Annotated in this window: 21 protein-coding genes and 1 tRNA gene; 12 read left to right on the forward strand and 10 right to left on the reverse strand. The window is 68.9% G+C overall.

The features are described from left to right. Positions 1-68 precede the first annotated feature (68 nt). From CA236_RS16100 to CA236_RS16115, 4 genes are all read left to right on the forward strand, one after another. Positions 69-143 (forward strand) — tRNA-Thr (locus CA236_RS16100). 189 nt (positions 144-332) lie between these two features. Beyond that, the gene (gene hdhA, locus CA236_RS16105; protein WP_206430605.1) at positions 333-1,115 is read left to right on the forward strand and encodes a 7-alpha-hydroxysteroid dehydrogenase; all 783 of its coding nucleotides are present in this window, start codon (positions 333-335) and stop codon (positions 1,113-1,115) included. A 100-nt stretch (positions 1,116-1,215) separates the two neighbouring features. After that, positions 1,216-1,806: a MarC family protein gene (locus tag CA236_RS16110; RefSeq protein ID WP_125946377.1), complete on the forward strand. Its 591-nt coding sequence runs from the start codon at positions 1,216-1,218 to the stop codon at positions 1,804-1,806. 85 nt (positions 1,807-1,891) lie between these two features. Further along, positions 1,892-2,194, forward strand: a complete 303-nt coding sequence (locus CA236_RS16115) for an alkylphosphonate utilization protein (RefSeq protein WP_046407374.1) — start codon at positions 1,892-1,894, stop codon at positions 2,192-2,194. A gap of 26 nt (positions 2,195-2,220) precedes the next feature. Here CA236_RS16115 and CA236_RS16120 read toward each other — a convergent pair whose 3' ends face one another. The 5 genes from CA236_RS16120 to purD all read right to left on the reverse strand — a co-directional run bounded on the left by CA236_RS16120 (position 2,221) and on the right by purD (position 9,278). After that, the gene (locus CA236_RS16120; protein ID WP_125946378.1) at positions 2,221-2,685 is read right to left on the reverse strand and encodes a PaaI family thioesterase; all 465 of its coding nucleotides are present in this window, start codon (positions 2,683-2,685) and stop codon (positions 2,221-2,223) included. Positions 2,686-2,724: 39 nt separating this feature from the next. Further along, positions 2,725-4,242, reverse strand: coding sequence for an oligosaccharide flippase family protein (locus CA236_RS16125; RefSeq protein ID WP_125946379.1), 1,518 nt, complete (start codon positions 4,240-4,242; stop codon positions 2,725-2,727). A 46-nt stretch (positions 4,243-4,288) separates the two neighbouring features. After that, complete coding sequence (gene polA / locus CA236_RS16130; RefSeq protein WP_125946380.1) at positions 4,289-7,069, reverse strand: DNA polymerase I; 2,781 nt, start codon at positions 7,067-7,069, stop codon at positions 4,289-4,291. A 71-nt stretch (positions 7,070-7,140) separates the two neighbouring features. Beyond that, positions 7,141-7,899: a hypothetical protein gene (locus CA236_RS18970; protein ID WP_206430606.1), complete on the reverse strand. Its 759-nt coding sequence runs from the start codon at positions 7,897-7,899 to the stop codon at positions 7,141-7,143. A 116-nt stretch (positions 7,900-8,015) separates the two neighbouring features. Beyond that, positions 8,016-9,278, reverse strand: coding sequence for a phosphoribosylamine--glycine ligase (purD, locus tag CA236_RS16140; RefSeq protein ID WP_125946381.1), 1,263 nt, complete (start codon positions 9,276-9,278; stop codon positions 8,016-8,018). Here purD and xseA point away from each other — a divergent pair. Genes xseA through CA236_RS16155 form a run of 3 tightly spaced genes read left to right on the forward strand, consistent with a single transcriptional unit; the run spans position 9,277 to position 11,772 of the window. Then, positions 9,277-10,644: an exodeoxyribonuclease VII large subunit gene (xseA, locus tag CA236_RS16145; protein ID WP_125946382.1), complete on the forward strand. Its 1,368-nt coding sequence runs from the start codon at positions 9,277-9,279 to the stop codon at positions 10,642-10,644. The two genes, purD and xseA, sit on opposite strands and share 2 nt — an antisense overlap. Positions 10,645-10,654: 10 nt before the next feature. Beyond that, complete coding sequence (locus CA236_RS16150) at positions 10,655-10,855, forward strand: DUF2093 domain-containing protein (protein WP_046407020.1); 201 nt, start codon at positions 10,655-10,657, stop codon at positions 10,853-10,855. After that, complete coding sequence (locus CA236_RS16155) at positions 10,852-11,772, forward strand: M23 family metallopeptidase (RefSeq protein ID WP_125946383.1); 921 nt, start codon at positions 10,852-10,854, stop codon at positions 11,770-11,772. Before CA236_RS16150 ends, CA236_RS16155 begins: the two co-directional genes overlap by 4 nt. Before the next feature lie 10 nt (positions 11,773-11,782). Here the strand turns inward: CA236_RS16155 and CA236_RS16160 are convergent, their stop codons facing one another. Continuing rightward, positions 11,783-12,607, reverse strand: coding sequence for a MaoC family dehydratase N-terminal domain-containing protein (locus CA236_RS16160; protein ID WP_125946384.1), 825 nt, complete (start codon positions 12,605-12,607; stop codon positions 11,783-11,785). A 105-nt stretch (positions 12,608-12,712) separates the two neighbouring features. Between CA236_RS16160 and CA236_RS16165 the strand changes: the two genes are divergently transcribed. Together CA236_RS16165 and CA236_RS16170 are read left to right on the forward strand one after the other, a co-directional pair. Continuing rightward, positions 12,713-12,910, forward strand: a complete 198-nt coding sequence (locus CA236_RS16165; protein ID WP_046407016.1) for a hypothetical protein — start codon at positions 12,713-12,715, stop codon at positions 12,908-12,910. Between the two features lie 51 nt (positions 12,911-12,961). Next, entirely contained in the window at positions 12,962-14,815 is a 1,854-nt protein-coding gene (locus CA236_RS16170) for an AMP-binding protein (protein ID WP_125946385.1), read from the forward strand. Between the two features lie 105 nt (positions 14,816-14,920). Here CA236_RS16170 and CA236_RS16175 read toward each other — a convergent pair whose 3' ends face one another. Both CA236_RS16175 and CA236_RS16180 read right to left on the reverse strand, forming a co-directional pair. After that, a complete protein-coding gene (locus CA236_RS16175) occupies positions 14,921-15,748 on the reverse strand; it encodes an arylamine N-acetyltransferase (RefSeq protein ID WP_125946386.1) in 828 nt (275 codons plus the stop codon). After that, positions 15,745-17,427, reverse strand: a complete 1,683-nt coding sequence (locus CA236_RS16180; RefSeq protein WP_125946387.1) for an acyl-CoA dehydrogenase — start codon at positions 17,425-17,427, stop codon at positions 15,745-15,747. The genes CA236_RS16175 and CA236_RS16180 overlap by 4 nt, the downstream gene beginning before the upstream one ends. Positions 17,428-17,464: 37 nt before the next feature. On the opposite strand from CA236_RS16180, the gene CA236_RS16185 reads away from it, so the two are divergent. Continuing rightward, positions 17,465-18,382, forward strand: coding sequence for an L-threonylcarbamoyladenylate synthase (locus CA236_RS16185; protein WP_125946401.1), 918 nt, complete (start codon positions 17,465-17,467; stop codon positions 18,380-18,382). Positions 18,383-18,527: 145 nt separating this feature from the next. Here CA236_RS16185 and CA236_RS19180 read toward each other — a convergent pair whose 3' ends face one another. Continuing rightward, complete coding sequence (locus CA236_RS19180; protein ID WP_241212717.1) at positions 18,528-18,689, reverse strand: hypothetical protein; 162 nt, start codon at positions 18,687-18,689, stop codon at positions 18,528-18,530. Between the two features lie 4 nt (positions 18,690-18,693). Next, positions 18,694-19,239 carry a peptide-methionine (S)-S-oxide reductase MsrA gene (gene msrA, locus CA236_RS16195; protein WP_046407003.1) on the reverse strand — a complete coding sequence of 182 codons (546 nt, stop codon included), beginning with the start codon at positions 19,237-19,239 and terminating at the stop codon, positions 18,694-18,696. Positions 19,240-19,304: 65 nt separating this feature from the next. On the opposite strand from msrA, the gene galE reads away from it, so the two are divergent. Together galE and CA236_RS16205 are read left to right on the forward strand one after the other, a co-directional pair. After that, entirely contained in the window at positions 19,305-20,318 is a 1,014-nt protein-coding gene (gene galE / locus CA236_RS16200; protein WP_125946388.1) for a UDP-glucose 4-epimerase GalE, read from the forward strand. Beyond that, positions 20,315-21,151, forward strand: a complete 837-nt coding sequence (locus CA236_RS16205) for a CoA ester lyase (protein WP_125946389.1) — start codon at positions 20,315-20,317, stop codon at positions 21,149-21,151. The genes galE and CA236_RS16205 overlap by 4 nt, the downstream gene beginning before the upstream one ends. The last annotated feature ends 17 nt before the right edge of the window (positions 21,152-21,168 follow it).

Genomic DNA, 21,168 nt, shown 5'->3' on the forward strand with positions numbered 1-21,168 from the left:
TTTAGCGCCTTGACAATCGGCCGCCGCTCGTCTCTAGCGCCCCCTCGCCCGCCGATCGCGGGCCGAGTGCTGCCGTAGCTCAGTGGTAGAGCGCATCCTTGGTAAGGCTGAGGTCGTGAGTTCAATCCTCACCGGCAGCACCATTTTCCCCGACCGTCATTGAACGAAACTCCGCCGTGGCGCGGAGCTGCCCGCCCCCGCCCCATTCGCCACGTCCCGGCGCGGCCGTCTGCGCATGTTACTGATTGCCGCGACCTCCGCGCACGCCTCATCTGGCATCCGCGACACGGCGCCTGCCCGGTCCTGGTCGCATTCGCGGGAAAGGAATGCGTGTGGACGACCGGCTGTTCGACCCCGACCGATTCCGCCTCACCGGCCAGGTCGCGCTGGTCACCGGCGCCGGCAACGGCATCGGGCGTGCCATCGCGCGCTTGTTCGCCGGCGCGGGCGCCGCGGTGATGGTCACCGACCTCGCGCGTGACAAGGCGGAGGCCGTCGCCGACGATATTCGCGCCGCCGGCGGAAAGGCGGGCGCCTTCACCTGCAACGTCACCGTGGAGGCGGAGCTGCAGGACGCGGTCGGTACCACGGTCGACACATTCAAGGCGCTGACGATCCTGGTGAACAATGCCGGTGGCGGCGGTCCCAAGCCGTTCGACATGCCCATGGAAGATTTCCGCCGCGCCTTTGAGCTGAACGTCTTCTCCTCGTTCCGGCTGGCGCAGCTCGCTGCCCCGCACATGGCGGCGCATGGCAGCGGCGCGATCCTCAACATCTCCTCGATGGCGGGGGAGAACCGGGACGACCACATGGCGTCCTACGCCGCGTCCAAGGCGGCGGTGAACCACCTCACACGCAACATCGCCTATGACCTCGGGCCGTCGGGCATCCGCGTAAACGCCATCGCGCCCGGCGCGACCAAGACCGATGCGCTCGCCTCCGTCCTGACGCCGGAGATCGAGAAGGCGATGCTGCGCCACACCCCACTGCCACGCCTCGGCACCCCCGATGACATCGCCTATGCGGCGCTCTTCCTCTGCTCGCCCGCCGCATCCTGGATCAGCGGGCAGGTCCTCACCGTGTCGGGCGGCGGCGTCCAGGAACTGAATGGATGATCCCTGCGCGCAGCGGTTCCTGCCCGTGAGCTTTCACCCCGCCTCATCGTCGGGGGACCGCGCCGCAAGGGCGGCCGCCTGAGACGGAAGCGAGGCTCCTATGGAATTCCCGGCGGCAACGCTCTTCGGGTTGCTCTTCATGACCATGGGGCCGATCCGCGCCGTGGCGATATTCGCGACCGTCGGGACGGATGACAAGGCGCCGGGCGTCCGCCGGCTGGCGACGCGCGCCGCGCTGCTCACGGCACTCGCCTTCGTTCTTGCCGTCTATGGCGGCACCGGCACGCTCGCGTCGTGGGAGGTGTCGCTCCCCGTGCTGATCGGCAGCGCCGGCGTCGTGCTGCTGGCCCTCTCGCTCCAGTCGCTGCTCGTGCCGGCGGCGCAGAGCCCCACGCTGCTCGATCCGCAAAAGCTGCGCCCGACCACGCTCGTCTTTCCCGGCCTCTTCCCACCGATCGCAGTGACGATCCCGATCATCTTCGCCGCCGCCGTGCCGAATACGGGCGCCCAACTGGAGATCATCGCCATCGGCCTTGGCATCATCCTTCTCAACTGGCTGCTGATGCTGCGGTCCAAGTGGCTGATGCGCAAGATGGGCTCCGGCCCGCTGGAAATCATGGGCGCCGTGTTCGGCGTCCTGCAGGTCGCGCTGGCGATGCAATTCATCGTCAACGCGGTGAAGATGCTGTGACGGGCATGGCATCATGTCCCATGGCGACCGAGCCGCCGCCGGCATAGAAGCCACCCCACCGCGCTGCGCACAACAGGGAAGCAAGATGGCCGACGACGAATATGTCTATGACGAGGAAAGCGGCGAATGGCTGCCGGCGAGCGAGCTTGCCGCCAAGCGCGCCGAGGCCGATCAGGTGGAGGTGCGCGACGCGGTCGGCAATCTGCTGGCGGACGGCGATCAGGTCACGCTGATCAAGGATCTGGAGGTCAAGGGCGCCGGCCAGACGCTGAAGCGCGGCACGCTCATCAAGTCGATCCGCCTGACCGGAGACCCGCAGGAAATCGACTGCCGCTACGAAGGGATCAAGGGCCTCGTGCTGCGGGCGGAGTTCGTGCGCAAGCGATAGCGCCTGCGCCGTCCCCCCGCGACCGATCAGGCTGTCGCGGGCCGCCGCGCGATCTTCTTGATCACCCCGGAATAGCTCATCACCGCGTCGCCTGAGTCATCGATCACGCCGCGCACGAAGATCAGGCTGCGCCCGGCTTTCACCACCTCGCCCCGCGCGGTCAGCAACCGGCCGGGCACCGCCGCGCCGACGAACTCGGCGTTCAGCGTCGCGGTGACGCCGTGGAAGGCGGGCAGCACTGCCGACGCGACCATGAACAGCGAGAAATCGGCAAAGGTCAGCAGCGACCCGCCATGGACGTTGCCGCCGCCGTTGCGGTTCTTGGCGTCGGGGCGAAAACCGCACTCGATCTGCCCCTCGGCATCATAGCGCGCGAAGAACGGCCCGGCATGGTCCTCGAACGGGTCGGTCCCCGGCCAGCGCAGCCATCCCTGCCACTCACCGTCTTCGATCGGCGTCAGCGCGATGCCGGGTTCGGTCGTGATGTCCACAATCTTCCTTCTTGGCTCCTGGGATGATCCGCGCGCCGCTCAGCGCGCCGGCGACCCGACGTTCGGCAGCGTCGCCTCCTCGGCATTGGGCATCTTGCCGAACAATGCCCGGTCGGCCGGCGTGAACGCCCAGCGCCACAGCACGAACAGGTAGACGCCGGCGATTGCCGGGATGCCGAACACGATCTCCGCCCATTCATATTCATGTGGCAGCGACGTCACCAATCCGCCGATGACCAGCGCCGCCAGCATCGCCCACACCAGCGGCCAGCGCAGCGGCGACACGGGCGCCGACAAAATGTGGCGCAGCAGCCGCGCCTTGATGACGGAGGTCAGCGCGACGCTCACCATCAGCGCCACCGCCGGCGCCGCCGCCTGCGCCTCTTCCGACCAGCCGAGCCGCCGCGTGGCGATGATCATGCCGAAGCTGAGCGCCACTTGGAACGCCAGCATCACGGCGGAGATCAGCAGGTTGCGGTGCCGCGCGGTATAGACCAGCGCCGTCTCGCACACCGCCCCGGTCGACGCGAGCACCTCGGCGAACAGCAGGAAGGCGAGCGCCGCCGTGCCGACCACGAACTGCGGCCCCACCGTCCCCATCACCGCCTCACCCGGGATCGATCCCATCAGCGCCAGGCCAAGCTGCGCCGCCATGATCCAGAAGGCGACCTGCCGCACCTGGTTGGCGATCGCCAGCCGGTCGTTCACCGCCAGGCTCTGCGTGATCACCGGGCCCAGGATCGGGTCGAACGATGTCTTCAGCTTCTGCGGCAGGCTCGCGACCTGCTGCGCCATATAATAGATGCCGACGATCTTGGGCTCGAACATCACCCCCAGGATGAACCGGTCGACGTTGCGCGTGCCCCATTCGAACGCGTCTGCGCCCGCCAGCGGCACATTGTCGCGGATCATCGCCAGCAGCCCGCGCACATGCGGGGACCAGCCACGCGGCAGGCCGTAACTGCGCACCAGCGGCACGATCGATGCGATCAGCGCCGCGATCATCGACGCGACATAGCTCAGCACCAGGCCATCGCGCGTGGTGAAGAAGGAGAATATCCACGCCGCGATCGAGATCGTCCACGGCTCCACCACCGCGCGCGCCGTCACCGCGGCCTTCACGTTGTGGCGATAGGCCAGCGCCGCCAGGCTCACGTCGGACCAGGCGATCGCCAGCACGATCAACGGCAGCCATCGATCGAGGCCGACGATGGGCGTATTGGGGTACATGACCTCGGGGAAGGTCCACAGCACGGCGCTCGCCAGCAGCGACAGCAGCGCCGCGACCACCAGCCCGTCGGCGACGACATGGACGTGCGGCCGGTCGGTGCGGCTCAGCGCCTGCGCCAGCCCGCGCTTCAGTCCCAGCGTCGCCAGCAGCGCCGCCAGCTCCACCACCACCACCGCGATGGCGAACCGCCCGACGAGCTCCGGTCCGTACAGCCGCCCGGCGATGAACAGGAACGGGATGCGCGCCGCCAGCCGCAGGATGAACCCCGCGACATTGGTGCGCCCGCCCTTGGCGAGCTGCGCAATATTTTTCGACGTTTCGGTCACCGGGGCGTCCCGCCGGTCCCGCGCTGCCCGCCAGTCAATGGGCCGGTCAATGCGCCGCCCCCCAGCTTGCGCCGGTGCCGATCTCCACCGCCAGCGGCACGTCCAGCTTCACCGACGGCTCGGCTGCGGTTGCCATCACGCGCTCGATCACCGGCTTCGCGGCCTCGACTTCGCTTTCGGGGACTTCGAACACCAGTTCGTCGTGCACCTGCAGCAGCATGCGCGTGCCGGTCAGCCCGGCCTCGGCCAGCGCCGGCTCCATCCGCGCCATCGCGCGCTTGATGATGTCGGCGCTCGTGCCCTGGATCGGCGCATTGATCGCCGCGCGCTCGGCGCCCTGCCGCTCGTGCTGCACCTTTGATTTGATCCGCGGGAAATGCGTCTTGCGGCCGAACAGAGTCTCGGTGAACCCCTGCTCGCGCACCGCTTGCAGCGTCTCGGCGATGTAGCGGTTGATGCCCGGGAACCGCTCGAAATAGCGGTCGATCATCGCCTGGGCCTCGTCCGCCGTCACGTCCAGCCGCCCGGCAAGGCCCCAGCGGCTGATGCCGTAGAGGATCGCGAAGTTGATCGTCTTGGCGCGCCCACGGGTGTCGCGATCGACCGCGCCGAACAGCTCCTGCGCGGTCAGCGAGTGGATATCGTCGCCCCGCGCGAACGCTTCCTTCAGCGCCGGCACGTCCGCCATGTGCGCCGCCAGCCGAAGCTCGATCTGCGAATAGTCCGCCGCCAGAATGACGTTGCCTGGCTCGGCGACGAAGGCGTCGCGGATCTGCCGGCCGATCTCGGTGCGGATCGGGATGTTCTGCAGGTTCGGGTCGGTGGATGACAGCCGCCCGGTCTGCGCGCCGGTCAGCGAATAGCTGGTGTGGACGCGGCCCGTCGCCGGGTTGATCTGCTCCTGAAGCGCGTCGGTGTAGGTCGATTTCAGCTTCGACAGCTGGCGCCAGTCGAGCACCCGCGCGGCAATCTCCTTGCCCGGTGAATCCTTATCGGCGGCGATCCGCTCCAGCTCGTTGACGTCGGTCGAATAGACGCCGCTCTTGCCCTTGCGGCCGCCCTTGATGCCCATCTTCTCGAACAGCACGTCGCCCAGCTGTTTGGGGCTGCCGATCGTGAACGGTGCGCCGGCGATGCCGTGGATCACGCCCTCCAGCTCCGCCATCTGCGTCGCGAACTCGGTCGAAAGCTGCGCCAGCCGCTCGCGATCCACCTTGATCCCGTGCCGCTCCATCCGCGCGATGACCGAAACAAGCGGCCGGTCGACCATCTCATACACCCGCGTCGCCCGCTCGATCGGCAGCCGCGGGCGGAAGCGCCGCCACAGCCGCAGCGTCACGTCGGCATCCTCGGCCGCGTACCGCGTCGCGGCGGCCAGATCGACCTGGTTGAACCCGATCGCCTTCTTCCCCGTGCCCGTCACGTCCTTGTACGCGATGCAGCTGTGCGACAGGTGCGTCGCCGCCAGTTCGTCCATGCCATGCCCGTGCAGCCCGGCGTCGAGGTCGAAGCTCATCACGATCGTGTCGTCATAGGGCGCAAGCGCGATCCCCAGCCGCCCCAGCACGACCAGATCATATTTCAGGTTGTGCCCGATCTTCAGCACCGCCGGATCCTCCAGCAGCGGCTTCAGCCTGGCGAGCGCTACGTCGCGGTCGAGCTGCACCGGCTTCTCGGCGAACATATCGGCCCCGCCACCCTCGCCGACATGCGCCAGCGGCACATAGCAAGCGAGATTGGGCGCCAGCGCCATTGACACGCCGACCAGCTCGGCCAGCATCGGGTCCTTGGCGGTCGTCTCGGTATCGATCGCAACCCAGCCCTGATGCCGCGCCACGGTGATCCAGCGATCGAGCGCATCCGCGTCGACCACCGTTTCGTAATTGTCATGGTCGCAGGGCGGGTCTTCCTCCTGCGGGACGCCGACCGGCTCGGGCGGCGCCGGATCGACGCCCTCATTCTGCTCCGCGCTCAGCTTAGCCAGCAGCGACTTGAACCCGTGATGCTCCAGGAAGGCGCGCAGCGGCGCCTCTGGGATCCCGTCGAGCGCCATTTCCTCCAGCGGGTGCGGCAGCGGCACGTCGCACGCCAGCTCCACCAGCTTGCGCGACAGCCGCGCCTGATCGGCGAACTCGATCAGATTCTCGCGCAGCTTGCCCTTCTTCATCTCGGGCGCGGCGGCCAGCACCGCCTCGACGCTGCCATGCTCCAGGATCAGCTTCGCCGCGGTCTTGGGCCCCACGCCCGGCACGCCCGGCACATTGTCGACGCTGTCGCCCATCAGCGCCAGCACTTCGCCCAATTTGTCCGGCCCGACGCCGAACTTCTCCACCACCTCGGGCGGGCCGAAGCGCTTGTCCTTCATCGTGTCGAGCATGTCGATGCCCGGCTCAGTGAGGAGCTGCATCAGGTCCTTGTCGGAACTGACGATCGTCACTTGCCAGCCCTGCGCCAGCGCCGCCTTGCTGTACGATGCGATCAGGTCGTCGGCTTCCCAGCCCGCTTCCTCGATGCACGGCAGCGAAAAGGCGCGCGTTGCATCGCGGATCATCGGAAACTGCGGTTTCAGATCCTCCGGCGCGGGCGGGCGATGCGCCTTGTACTGGTCGTACAATTCGTTGCGAAACGTCGTCTCGGACTTGTCGAGGATGACCGCCAGGTGAGTCGGACCATCGGCCTTGTGCAGGTCGTTGGCCAGCTTCCACAACATGGTCGTATAGCCATAAACCGCACCGGCCGGCTCACCATGCTTGTTCGTGAGCTTCGGCAGCACGTGGTACGCGCGAAAGATGAAGCTCGAGCCATCGACGAGATAGAGGTGCGGCATGGGGGCCGCTTAGCGGATCGGCGCGCCGCGAACAAACAATGCGGTGGGCGCCGGATCGCGCCGCCCGCGACTCACAGTTTCCCGAACCGTTCCTCGAACGTCTTGATGTCGCCGGCGGCCAGCAATTGCGCCTGTTCCAGCCAGCGATCGCGCCCCATCCGGCCGGTGAACGGCCCAAGATGCGCGTCGAGGTCCTCGGCGGCGCGCTGGTCCAGCGCGGCCAGTTGCCCGACGGTCGAAATGCCCAGCTCGGCCAGCCGTGCAGCGACCTTCGGGCCCAGCCCCTTGATGCGCGTCACCGGCGCGTCCCCCGGCGGCGGCGCGGCGGGGGCGGGGGCGGGGGCGGCGGCGGGCGGCGCTGCAGGTGACGGCGCGGGCGGTGCCAGCGGCTCGGGCTGCGCCTCGACCGCGGGGGAGGCATCGAGCGGGGCAGCCGCGGCAATCGGCTCGTCGGCCAGCGGCGGCGGCTCGGTCGCGGCAGGTTCCGGCGCCGGTTCGACAGGTGCGGATGCGGACGCGACCGGCGCTGGCGTAACCGGTGCGGGCGCTACCGGTGCCGTCTCGGGCAGGTCGGTCAGCGGCGGCGGCGGCGGGGCGACCGGCGGCTGCACGGGGACCGGCGCCGGAGCCGCTACCCTCTCGGGCGCAGCGGCACGCTGGTGCGGCTGCGACGCTTCGGCCAGACGGTCGCGCTCGGAACGCTCCGCCTGCTGCCGGGCCCGCTTCCTGCGATTGCCGGCCAGCATCGCGACGATCGCCAGCACCGCAATAACCGCGATGATCGCGAGCACGATGCCGATCAATGTATTGTCCACCGTGGTGGGCTGCATGAAGACACTCCGCTACGCCGAACGCCAAGCCTTAGGGGCGCGTCATGGTTCCCGCAACGGGGGCGAAACGTTACCGGTCATCCCCGTCGCGACCGTTCCGGCGCGATTTTCCTCGATCAGAGCGCGCGCCAGCCGATATCGCGGCGGCAGAAACCGGTCGGAAAGTCGATCATATCGACCGCGGCATAGGCCCGGCGCTGCGCCTCGGCGACGTCGCCGCCGGTGGCGGTCACGGCCAGCACGCGCCCGCCCGCGGCCACGATCTCCTCACCATCGGCGCGCGTTCCCGCCTGGAACACGACCGCCCCGGTCGCCTCCGCCGCCTCGATCCCGCGGATCGCGCCGCCGGTCTCGGGCGTGCCCGGATAGCCGTTCGCCGCCATCACCACCGTCAGCGCCACGTCATCGGCAAAGGCCGGCGCCGGCATATCGGCAAGCCGCCCTTCCGCCACGGCGAGCAGCGTCTCGACCAGGTCGCCGGCGAAGCGCGCCATCAGCACCTGGCACTCGGGATCACCAAAGCGCACGTTATATTCGATCAGCTTCGGCCCCTCGGCGGTCAGCATCAGCCCGGCATAGAGCACCCCGACATAGGGCGTGCCCGACGCGGCGAGCGCGTCGATCGTCGGGCGCACGATCTCGCCCAGTGCCTGCTCCTCCAGCTCGGGCGTCAGCACCGCGGCGGGGGAGTAAGCGCCCATCCCGCCGGTGTTCGGACCGACGTCGCCGTCGCCAACGCGCTTGTGGTCCTGCGCGCTGCCAAAGCTCGCCGTGCTGGTCCCGTCCGACAGGACGAACAGGCTCGCCTCCTCCCCTTCCAGGAATTCCTCGATCACCGCCTCGGCCGGCCCGCCTGTAAACAGCGCGGCGATCGCCGCCTCGGCCTCAGCCCGCGTCATCGCGACGACCACGCCCTTGCCCGCCGCCAGACCATCGGCCTTGATGACGCAGCGCAACTCGTCGCCGCTCGCGAAATCGTCGAGGCAGGCCAGCGCCCCATCGCGGCTGGTGACGCGGAAATAACGCGCCGTCGGGATGCCGACGCGCGCGCACAGATCCTTGGTGAAGCCCTTCGACCCCTCCAGCTTCGCTGCCTCGCGGCCTGGCCCGAACACGGGCACGCCAATCGCGCGCACATTGTCGGCCAGCCCGTCGACCAGCGGCTGTTCCGGGCCGATCACCACCAGGCCGATGCCGTGCCGGCGGACGAAATCGATCACCGCGCGGTGATCCGTCACGTCCAGCGCGGCAAGCGTCGCATGCTGGGCGATGCCGGGGTTGCCGGGCGCCGCATAGAGCGTATCTAGACGCTCAGACTGCGCGAGTTTCCATGCCAGAGCGTGCTCGCGCCCGCCCGATCCGATCAGCAGGACGTTCATGCCCGACCCCTTATTTGACGTTCCCGCGCGGCTCGTAGCGGACCCGGTGCCGGGGGACAACGCAGCCGCGATGTCGGTGGGCGAACTCTCCGCCCGGCTGAAGCGCGTGGTGGAGGGCGAATTCGGCCACGTCCGCCTGCGCGGCGAGATTTCCGGGTTCAAGCGTGTCGCGTCCGGCCATTGCTATCTGTGCCTGAAGGATGACGCCGCGGTGATCGACGGCGTGATCTGGAAGGGGCAGGCCGCCGCGCTCGCCTTTCGGCCGGAGGACGGGATCGAGGTCGTCGCCACCGGCCGCCTCACCACCTATCCCGGCCGCTCGAAATATCAGGTCATCATCGAGCGGATGGAGCTTGCCGGCGCGGGCGCGCTGATGGCGCTGCTCGAACGCAACAAGGCGCGCTTCGACGCCGAGGGGCTGTTCGCCAAGTCGAAGGCGCGCCGGCCGCTGCCCTATCTGCCGCAGCGCATCGGCGTCGTGACCTCGCCCACCGGCGCGGTGATCCGCGACATCATCCACCGGCTGGAGGATCGCTGCCCCAGCCATGTCCTCGTCTGGCCGGTGAAGGTTCAGGGCGATGGCGCGGCGAACGAGATCGCCGCGGCGGTGCGTGGCTTCGATTCGCTGCCCGATCACCTGCGTCCCGATCTCGTCATCGTCGCGCGAGGCGGTGGCTCGATCGAGGATCTGTGGGCCTTCAACGAGGAATCGGTGGTCCGCGCCGTCGCCGCCTGCTCGATCCCGATCATCTCCGCCGTCGGCCACGAGACCGATACGACGCTGTGCGACTATGCCGCCGACCTGCGCGCGCCGACGCCCACCGCGGCGGCGGAACTGGCCGTCCCCGTGCTTGCCGACCTGCGCCTCACCGTCGCCGCGCATGCCCAGCGGACCGAGCGGTGCGCGCGCCGCTATATCGATCGCGGGCGCGAGCGGCTCGACGCGATGGTGCGCCTGCTGCCGACGCGCGACCGTTTGCTCGGTCCCCAGCGCCAGCGCACCGACGATCTGGGCGCGCGGCTCGATCGCGGGCTCGAACGCCGCGTGGTGCGTGCCCGCGGGGAACTCGACCGCACCGGCGCGATCCTGCGCCCGGCGCTGCTTCAGCAACGGCTGGATGGCGCCCGGCAACGGCTGGAGGATCTGGGCCGGCTGCTCGCCTCGGTCGATCCCGACGCGCCGCTCGCGCGTGGCTATGCCCGCGTAACCGATCGGTCCGGCGCCACGCTGACCAGCGCCGCCGCCGCCCGCGCCGCGGGGGAGCTGACGCTCAAATTCGCCGACGCTGCGATGGACGCAAAGGTTGAGGGCACGCGCGCCCGCTCCTATCCGACCAAGAAACCCGAACAGCCGACGCTGTTCTAGGGAGAAAGAGATGTTGATGTCGAATACCGATCGCCCCGCCCGCCTGCACTATATGGCCAATGGCTTCCGTGTCCTGACGCCGGGCGATCATGTCACCTGCGCGGTCAGCGGCGCGCGAATCGCGATCGAGGATCTGCGTTACTGGGACGTGGCGTCGCAGCGTGCCTTCGCCTCGGCCACCCTCGCCTCGGAGGCGATGGCTCCGCAATGATCGACTGGCGGCTGGGCCCCGCGATCGTCCTCGCCCTCACCGGCTGCGTGCCAGCCGCCGCCGGCCCCGCCTCCATTTCGGCTCGCCCCCAGCCCGTGCGGGCGCCGGTACAGCCCGCGCCGGTACCGGTGCAGGCCGCACCGGCCCCGCTGCCCCCCGCCGTCATCACCATCGACGGTCCGTTCAGCCAGGGCGGCCTCGCGCGCGGCACCGCGCCCGAAGGAACGGTGTCGCTCACCCTCGACGGCCGGCAAGTCGCGATCGCGCCCGACCGCCGCTTCCTGATCGCCTTTGACCGTGACGCCGCACCCACCGCCACCCTCGAGGCACGGCTGGAGGATGGGCGCACAGCCCGCCGCACGCTGACCGTCGCGCCCCGCGCCTGGCGGATCGAGCGGCTCGACCGCGTCGCCAAATACCCCGTGCCCAGCGCCGATTTCCAGCGCCGCCGCCCCGGCGAGCTGGCGCAGATCGAGGCCGCACGCGCGATCGAGTCTCCGGTCGAGGGCTGGCGCCAGCGCCTGGTCTGGCCGGTCACCGGCCGCATCTCCGGCCTGTTCGGCGCGCAGCGCATCTATCGCGGCGAGCCCGGCTCCTACCATTCCGGCGTCGACGTCGCCCGGCCGAGCGGCACGCCGGTCGTGGCGCCCGCCGATGGCGTGGTCGTTCTCGCCGCCGCCTCCCCCTTCACGCTGGAGGGCAATCTCCTCATCATCGACCATGGCATGGGGCTGAACAGCGCGTTCCTGCACCTCTCGCGGATCGACGTGCCGGTCGGCACACGCGTCCGTCAGGGGCAGACGGTTGGCGCGATCGGCGCCACCGGCCGCGCCTCGGGTCCGCATCTCCACTGGGCGATGAAGTGGCGCGACGCACGGATCGACCCGTTGCTGATCGCGGGGCCGATGCCGAACTGAGCGCGCGCCGTCAGGCGGTCTGCGCCTCGGCCTCCATGCACGCGCACCCATCCTGATCGGTGGTCCACAGCGCGACGCTGCCGTCCCCCGCCAGGTTCAGCGCCGCCGCCCGATCGACGAACAGCGGGCGCGCCCCGCGAAACGAGAAATGCGTCAGCCGCGTGCCCCGCCGCTCGCGCAGCAAGTGATCGGCCAGCAGCATCGCTTGATAGGGCCCATGCACCACCAGATCGGGGTACAGTTCCTCCTCCTGCGCATAGGGCCGGTCGTAATGAATGCGGTGCGCGTTGAACGTCAGCGCGGAGAAGCGGAACAGCGCCGTTGCGTCGAACTGCACCGGCTGCTTCGCTTCGGCGACGCGCGGATCGGCGGGTGCCGGCGGCGGCGTACCATTGCCCGCGCCGCGAAACACCAGGTCCTGCTCCTCGACGATCGCGGTCGCACCATCGATGACGACGGTATGCCGCACGGTGACAAAGGTCAGCCGCCCCGACCGGCCATCCTTCACCTTGGCATCGGTGACGATACTGCGCCGCTCGGCCCGCGCGCCGATCGGCAGCGGCGCATGGAAGGTCAGCCGACCGCCCGCCCACATCCGGCGCGGTGCATCGACCGGCGGCAGCGCCGCTCCACGTGCCGGGTGGCCATCGACGCCGATCGTCGATTGCGGCGCTTCGGGCAGGAAATACAGCCAGTGCGCCAGCGGCGGCAGTTCACCTGCCGGCCAATGCCCGCCGTCATGATCGAACAGCGCCGCCAGCCGGCGCAGCGGCGCCGCGACGAGATCATCGGCCTGCACCGTTTCCACCGGCGTCCAGCCGTCGAACTGCTCCATCGCTCTCCCTCCCTCGCGTAGCGGGGGCCTAGCGCCACGCGGCGAGCCCGCCAAGCGCGGCTACCCTGCGCTGAACCCTCCCGCGCCCCTCGGCGTTGCGCTGCCATGGCCAAAGCTCCCACCCACCATGCCGCCGCCACCGTTCGCGCCGGCAAGCGCGCCCGGATCGGCGCACGCGTCGACATCACCAGCGGCGGCCTGCTCGCGATCGGAGGGCTCGTGTCGGCGATCCTCCTCTCCACCGCGGTGCTGGTCCGCGTCGCCGTGCGCGAGGGCGGCAAGGCAAAGGCGATTCAGCGCTAGGCGAAAGTAATACGGCTGGCTTATATCGGGACAAAATAGGAGAGAGACCCGATGGCAACCGCCCCCGCCATGCCCAGCCAGCCGCCCTTCCGCCGCCTGCCGCAGAAGGGCCCGGACATTTCCGTCGAGCACCGCGCCGACGGCTCGATCCTCATCAGCTCCAACCATGCGATGGGCACGCCCGCCCGCTCGATCCCGCACCTCATGGCGGAAAAGGCCGCGCTCCACCCCGATCGCCCGTGGCTGATGCAGCGCGCGCCGAACCACGGCCGGTGGCAGGGCGTCACTTATGGCGAGGGCAAGGCTGCCGCCGACAGCGTCGCGCAGTGGCTGCTCGATCGCGGGCTGGGCGCCAATGACGCGGTGATGTGCATCAGCGGCAACTCGGTCGCGCACGGCATCCTGATGCTCGGCTGCTTTACGGCGGGCGTGCCGATCGCCCCGCTGAGCCCGGCCTACAGCCTGATCTCGACCGATCACGCCAAGCTCAAACATTGCTTCAACACCGTTCGTCCGCGCATCGTCTTCGCCGAGAATGCCGCGCAGTTCGAACGCGCCTTCGCCACGCTGCGCGATCTCGACTCCTCGCTCACCTTCGTCACCATGGATGGCGGTGCGGGCACCATCCCCTTCAGCGACCTGACCGGCACGCCCGCCACCCGGGCGGTGGATGAAGCGCGCGACGCGCTCACTCACGAGACGGTCGGCAAATATCTATTCACTTCCGGCTCGACCGGCATGCCAAAGGGCGTGCCGCAGCATCAGGGCATGTTCGTGAACCTCATCGCCGCGTCCGAGGGGCTGCGCGATGATCCCGATCCCGTCGATCACCCGATTTCGCTCGACTGGATGCCGTGGAACCACATCTCTGCCGGCACGATCCACTTCAACGCCAATATCGCCGGCGGCGGCACGCTCTACATCGATGAGGGCAAGCCGATCCCCGGCATGTTCGAGACGACGATCGCGAACCTGCGCGAAGTCTCCCCGATGAGCTTCGGTTCGGCCCCTGTCGCCTTCGCCATGCTGGCCGACGCGATGGAGCGCGATTCCACACTCCGTCAGGCGTTTTTCAAGAACCTGCGCGGCATGGGCTATGGCGGCGCGACGCTGTCCGACGATCTCTACGATCGCATGCAGGCGCTGGCGATCGCCGAGACGGGTGAGCGCATGCCCTTCACCACCATGTACGGCGCGACGGAAACCTTGGGCGTTACCGTCGTTCACTGGGCATCGGAACGCGTCGGCCTGATCGGCCTGCCGCTGCCGGGCTCGACGCTCAAGCTCGTGCCCAACGGCGCCAAGCTGGAAGTTCGCGTGAAGGGTCCGACCGTCACGAGAGGCTATCACAATGACCCGGAAAAGACCGCCGCAGCCTTCGACGAGGAAGGTTTCTACATGCTCGGCGACGCGGCCAAGTTCATCGATCCCGAGCGGCCCGAGCTCGGCCTTGTGTTCGACGGCCGCGTGACCGAGGATTTCAAATTGTCGACCGGCACATGGGTCTCGGTCGGCACGCTTCGGCCGGACATCTGCGCCGCCTGCTCGCCGTACATTCAGGATGTGGTGATCGCCGGCCAGGACAAGCCCTATATCGCCATCCTCGCCTGGCCATCGCAGGCCGCGCTGCAGACGCTGGCGGAGGCATCGCCCGGCGCCGATCCGATCCCGACGCTTGAGGCGCTGGTGAAGGAAAAGCTGGAGGCGTTCAACGCCGCCGCCGGCGGCTCCTCGCGCCGCATCCGCCGCTTCGCCATCCTGCGCACGCCCCCGTCGATCGACGCCGGCGAGATCACCGACAAGGGCTATGTCAACCAGCGCGCGACGCTGACGGCGCGCGACGATGTTGTGAAGGCGCTGTTCACCGAGGAACTCAGCGACGGCGTGATCGAGGTCGACGCGTAACGCCCGGCCGACCCGTCATTCCCGCGAAGGCGGGAACCCATATCCTCCAACGCCGCGGCCTCCATCAGGACCGCGGCGTTCATACATCGGCTGTTCGCGCGCGACTCAGAACAACCCGAGCGCCGCGACATCCTCCTTCGACAGATCGATCCCGAACATCATGCTCAGCCGCATGCGATAGACGCGCGGATCCTCGATCGTGGCGGAGGTTTCTTCCTCCCCCGCCCGCCGGCGATACTGCCGGTCGGTCAGCGTCGCCAGGCCATGCGGCAGCACGATGCTCACCACCTTCAGCGTGGTGAAGCGGGTATCCGGCGCCGTCGACGTCCAGCGGTTCGCCATCTCCAGGTCCGCGGGCCACACCGTGTCGGTGGTGAAGCTGTATTGCGGCTGGAACCCCTCGCCCCCGCCGCGCCCGTCGGTGGTCCCGCCATGCCCATATCGCAGCAGCATCCAGCCGTGCTCGTCATCGCGAGTCAGCCGGAACGTCGCGCCATCCGGCGCTTCCGCCTCGGCGCCATCCACCAGCGGCATCGGCGGGGTGTAGCTGCCGCCGAAGCCCGGATCGGCGATCCATTGCTCATCCCCGAAGGTGACGAGGCTCAGCGTGTGCGTCTTGGGCGGCACCCCGCCGCCGTTCAGCCACACCCGCGCCAGCAGCGGCCGCGCCTCGAACCCCAGCGCCGCCAGCGCATCGAGGAACAGCCGGTTGTGCTCGAAGCAATAGCCGCCCCGCCCCGCGACGACGAGCTTGCCGAACACCGCGTCGGACGAAATATTGATCCCGCGCCCGAGCGGTACGTCGAGATTCTCGAACGGGATTGCCAGTCGGTGCGCGCGCTGCACCGCCGACAGGCCATGATGGTCGACCGTCGCGCGTGCCGGCAGGCGGATGCGCTCCAGATAGGCGGGAAGGTTGAACGGCAAGCTCATGCGGCAAACGCCTCCGCCTCGAGCGCGTAGAGCGGCGCGGCCGGCGCCTCCGCCGCGGCGCGCAGGCCCAGCGCCTCGGGCACGATCTGGTCGAGGTAGAAGGCGACCACCGCCTTCTTCGCCTTGCCGAACGCATCATCGCCAGCCTCGGCCGCTTCCCGCTCCAGCAGCCAGCCGCAGGTCGCGACCGACAGCATCGTCAGGAACGGATAGCTCGCGGCCAGCCGATCATCAGCATCCGCCGTCTGCAACCGCCGGCCGACCGAGTCGCACGCGGCGACCAGCTCGCCCAGCGCCGGATGCGCGGCGCCGCGTAGATCCTCGATCAGCGTCGCGAACGCTGCGCCATTGGACAGCGACAGCTTGCGGCCCACCAGGTCGGCCGCCTGAATGCCGTTCGTCCCCTCATAGATCGGGGTGATGCGCGCATCGCGGAAGAACTGCGCTGCGCCCGTCTCCTCGATATAGCCCATGCCGCCATGCACCTGCACGCCAAGGCTGGCGACCTCGTTGCCGATGTCGGTGCCATGCGCCTTTGCCAGCGGGGTCGCGATTTCCAGCCGGTCACGCGCCGCATCGTCGCCCAGATTGGCGCGATCCACGTGACCGGCGGCGTAATAGACGAGCGCACGCGCGGCCTGCGTCTGCGCCTTCATCCGCATCAGCATGCGGCGCACGTCGGGATGCTCGATAATCGCCGCCGGCTTGCCCTCGCGCGCGCCCTGTACTCGCTCGCGGGCATATTCCACCGCCTTCTGCGTCGCGGCCTCGGCCACCTGCACGCCCTGCAGGCCGACGTTGAGCCGCGCATTGTTCATCATCGTGAACATCGCGCGCATGCCGCCGAACTCAGGCCCGATCAGCTCACCCACACAATCGTCATGATCGCCGAACGACAGCACGCACGTCGGCGAGGCATGGAGCCCCATCTTGTGCTCGATCGAAACGACGCGAACGTCGTTGGACGTGCCGTCGCTGCGCACCTTGGGCACCAGGAACAGCGAAATGCCCTTCGTCCCCTTGGGCGCATCGGGCGTCCGGGCGAGCACCAGGTGGACGATATTGTCAGCGAGGTCATGGTCGCCGAACGAGATGAAGATCTTCGTCCCCTTGATCGAGAACGTGCCGTCGCCCCGCGGCGTGGCGGTCGCGCGCAGCGCGCCGACGTCGCTGCCCGCCTGCGGCTCGGTCAGGTTCATCGTGCCGGTCCACTCGCCCGTCGCGAGCTTGGGCAGCCACGTCGCCTGCTGCTCGGGCGTGCCATGGTGCTGCAATGCCTCGATCGCGCCCACCGAAAGGATCGGCGCCAGCGCAAAGCCCATGTTGGCGCTGCCCAGCGTCTCCAGCACGGCGCATTGCACCGCGAACGGCAGGCCCTGCCCGCCGAATTCCTCCGGCACGCCGATGGTGCCCCAGCCGCCCTCGACATAGGCCTTGTACGCGGCCTTGTAGCCGTCCGGCATCACCACGCCATCCGGCGTCCACTTCGCGCCGACGGTATCGCCGGCGCGCGCCAGCGGCGCCCATTCGCCCTCGGCCAGCTGCCCGATTCCCTCCAGCACCGCCTCGATCACGTCGGGGCTGGCGGCATGGTAGCGTTCCGTAGCGGCAAGCTCGGCGATGCGCACGATATGCTCGAGCACGAAACGCTGCTCGGCGACCGGGGCGGTGTAAGGCATGTTCTTCTCCAGTGTCGCGCCGCTATACCGTCCGGCGATGATGGCTCAAATCCCTCGAATTTTGCCCTTTGGTGATGCTGCGATCACCCAGGCGGCGGCGCTGATCCACGCGGGCGGGATCGTCGCCGTGCCGACGGAAACGGTATATGGGCTCGCTGCTGACGCAACCAATGCCGATGCCGTCGCGCGCATCTACGCCGCCAAGGGCCGGCCCAGCTTCAACCCGCTGATCGTCCACCTGCCAGATCGCGCCGCCGCCGAGCGGATCGCTGTGTTCGACGATGAAGCGCGCGCGCTGGCGAATCGCTGGTGGCCCGGCCCGCTCACCCTCGTCCTGCCGCTTCGCCCGGAAGCCGGAATCGCCGGCCTCGTGACCGCCGGGCTCGACACGATTGCGCTGCGGGTACCCGCGCACCGCGCGATGCAGGCGCTGCTGCACGCCTCTGGCCGTCCGCTCGCCGCGCCCTCGGCCAATGCCAGCAACGCGATCAGCCCGACTCGCGCCGAACACGTCGCTGCCAGCCTCGGCAACCGCGTGCCGCTGATCCTCGATGACGGTCCCACGACCGCCGGCCTCGAATCCACCATCGTCGGCAACGGCACGATCCTGCGCCCCGGCCCGATCACCGCCGAACAACTCGGCCTGTCAGCCGCCGCCCCCAGCGCAAAGGTCACCGCCCCCGGCCAGCTCGCCACCCATTACGCCCCCGCCAAGCCGCTGCGCCTCAACGCCACCGAGCGGCAAGGCGACGAATGGCTGATCGGCTTCGATAAGATCACTGGCGACGACACCCTGTCCGCCACCGGCGATCCCGTAGAGGCCGCCGCCCGCCTGTTCGACGCGCTCCACCGCGCCGACGCCGCCGCGCCCCCGCGCATCGCCATCGCCCCCGTGCCAGACAACGGCATCGGCGCGGCGATCAACGACCGCCTGTGCCGCGCCTCGCACCGCTAGGCATCAGGCAAGCCGATAGGGCGCGGGATCGCCAACCTCTTCGATCAGCTGCGTCCGCGCGTCGGAAACACTGCGTCGATACTCCGCCGCTAGCGCCCCGGCTGGCAGCCCATGCGCCGCCTCCAACTCGGCAACGACCGCGGGATCATCCGCGCGAACGATGCGCCCGACCAGCGCATCGGCATCGTCCCCGATCCGCGGCCAGCAACCGCATCGTGCGCGCGCGCAGCCGGAACTCGAAGTCCACCAGCCGCGCGGTTTCGACCTCCGCCTTCTTCAGCAGCGCGGCGCGGAGGTCGAACGCCATCGCGTCAGGCGGAGACGGTCGCGGCCTTGGATCGCGCCGCGAAGCTCTTGCGCAGCTTCTGCAGCTTGGGCGGGATCACCGCCAGGCAGTACGGGTTCCGCTGGCCCTCGCCGTTCCAATATTCCTGGTGGTAATCCTCGGCCGGATACCATTCGTCGGCATATTCGATCGTGGTGACGATCGGCTTGTCATGGTCTTCCTGCGCCCGCGCGATCGCCTGGTTCGCCTGCTCCTCCTGCATCACCGTCATCGGGAAAATGGCGGAGCGGTATTGCGTGCCCACGTCATTGCCCTGGCGATTGAGCTGCGTCGGATCATGCGTCGCGAAGAAGATGTCGAGCAGGTCGCCATAGCTGATCTGCTGCGGATCGAAACCGACGCGGATCGCCTCGGCATGGCCGGTATCGCCGCTGCACACCTGCTTGTACGTCGGGTTGGGCACGGTGCCGCCGATATAGCCGCTCTCGACGCTTTCCACGCCGATCACGTCCTTGAACACGGCCTCGGTGCACCAGAAGCAGCCACCGGCAAGCGTCGCATATTCGGTCATGGATGCAGTCTCCTTTGCGGCCCATGTAGGAAGCCGCTAGGTCGCACGCAAAGAGGGAGATCGACATGGCGCTTGGCGGCGAAACTTTGGGCGGCAAGGTGATGGTGACGGGCGGGGCCGGCTATATCGGCAGCCACGCGGTGCTGGCGCTGCTCGATTCCGGCCATGACGTCGTCGTGATCGACAATCTCGTCACCGGGTTCGACTGGGCGGTCAATCCGCGCGCCGCCTTCGTCAACATCGCGGTCGAGGATCCGGGCGTGCGCGACGTGATCCGCGATCACAACGTCCGCGCGATCATGCATTTCGCCGGCTCGGTCGTGGTGCCGGAATCGGTCGAGAACCCGCTCAAATATTATCGCAACAACACCGCCGCTACGCGCAGCCTGATCGAAAGCGCGGTGGCCGAGGGCGTACCGCACTTCATCTTCTCATCGACCGCGGCGACCTACGGCAACCCGACGAAGTCGCCGATCACCGAGGCCGACCCGCAACTGCCCATCAATCCGTACGGCATGTCGAAGCTGATGACGGAGGCGATGCTGCGCGATGTCGCGGCGGTGCATCCGATGAACTATGGCGCACTGCGCTATTTCAACGTCGCGGGCGCCGATCCGCAATCGCGCAGCGGCCAGTCCACCGTCGGCGCCACCCACCTCATCAAGATCGCGGTCGAGGCGGCGACCGGCAAGCGCGCCGCCGTCGGCGTGTTCGGCACCGATTTCGCCACCCGCGACGGCACCGGTGTGCGCGACTACATCCACGTCTCCGATCTCGCCGACGCGCATGTCGCCGCGCTGAAGCAGTTGATCGCCGCGCCGACCGAAAGCTTCACCTTCAACTGCGGCTATGGTCGCGGCTTTTCGGTGCTCGAAGTGCTCGACGCGGTCGACCGGGTCACCAACATGACGATCGAGCGCCGCATCGGAGGGCGCCGCGCGGGCGATCCGGCCGAGCTGGTGGCGGACAATAGCGCGATCCTCGCCGCGCTCGATTGGCAGCCGAAGCGCGCCGATCTCGATGGCATCGTGCGCGATGCGCTCGCCTGGGAACGCAAGCTCGCGGAGATGGGTAAATGAAGTTGCGATCGCTCCTGTTCGTCCCCGGCGACCGGCCGGAACGCTTTCCCAAGGCAGTCGCGACCGGTGCCGACGCGCTGATCCTCGACCTCGAGGATGCCGTCGCCCCCGATCGCAAGCCGGAGGCGCGCGCCGCCGTCCGCGCCTGGATCGAGGCGCCGCGCGAGGATGGCCCAGCCATCTTCGTGCGAATCAATCCGATCGACAGCGATGACGTCGCCGCCGACCTGGAGGCGCTCGCCGGCCTTTCGCTCGACGGCATCGTCCTCCCCAAGGCGGAGGGCGCGTCCTCCGTCGCCACGCTCACCGACCGCCTGCCCGGCGACTACGCGATCCTGCCTGTCGCCAGCGAGACGGCGGCGGCGGTGTTCCAGCTCGGCACCTTCGGCAGCGTCGCCGGCCGCCTCGCTGGCATAACTTGGGGCGCGGAGGATCTCCCCGCCGCGATCGGCGCGACCAGCGCGCGTGAGGAGGACGGCAGCTACACCGATCCCTATCGCGTCGTCCGCGCGCTCACCCTGTTCGGCGCGCATGCCGCCGGCGTTCCCGCGATCGAGACGGTGTTCCCCGATTTCCGCAACCTCGACGGCCTCGCCGCCTATGCCGCGCGCGGCCGCCGCGACGGCTTCACCGGCATGCTCGCGATCCACCCGACGCAGGTGGCCGTCATTAACCAAGCCTTCACCCCCAGCGAGGCCGAAATCACCCACGCCCGCGCCGTCATCGCCGCGTTCGAGGCCAATCCAGGCGCCGGCGCGCTTCAGCTCGACGGGAAGATGATCGACGCCCCACACCTCAAAAGCGCCCGCCGCCTGCTCGCCCTGGTGGAATAACCCCCGCGGCCGCAGCC

The sequence above is a fragment of the Sphingomonas sp. ABOLG genome, assembly GCF_003950435.1.
Lineage (GTDB): Bacteria > Pseudomonadota > Alphaproteobacteria > Sphingomonadales > Sphingomonadaceae > Sphingomonas > Sphingomonas panaciterrae.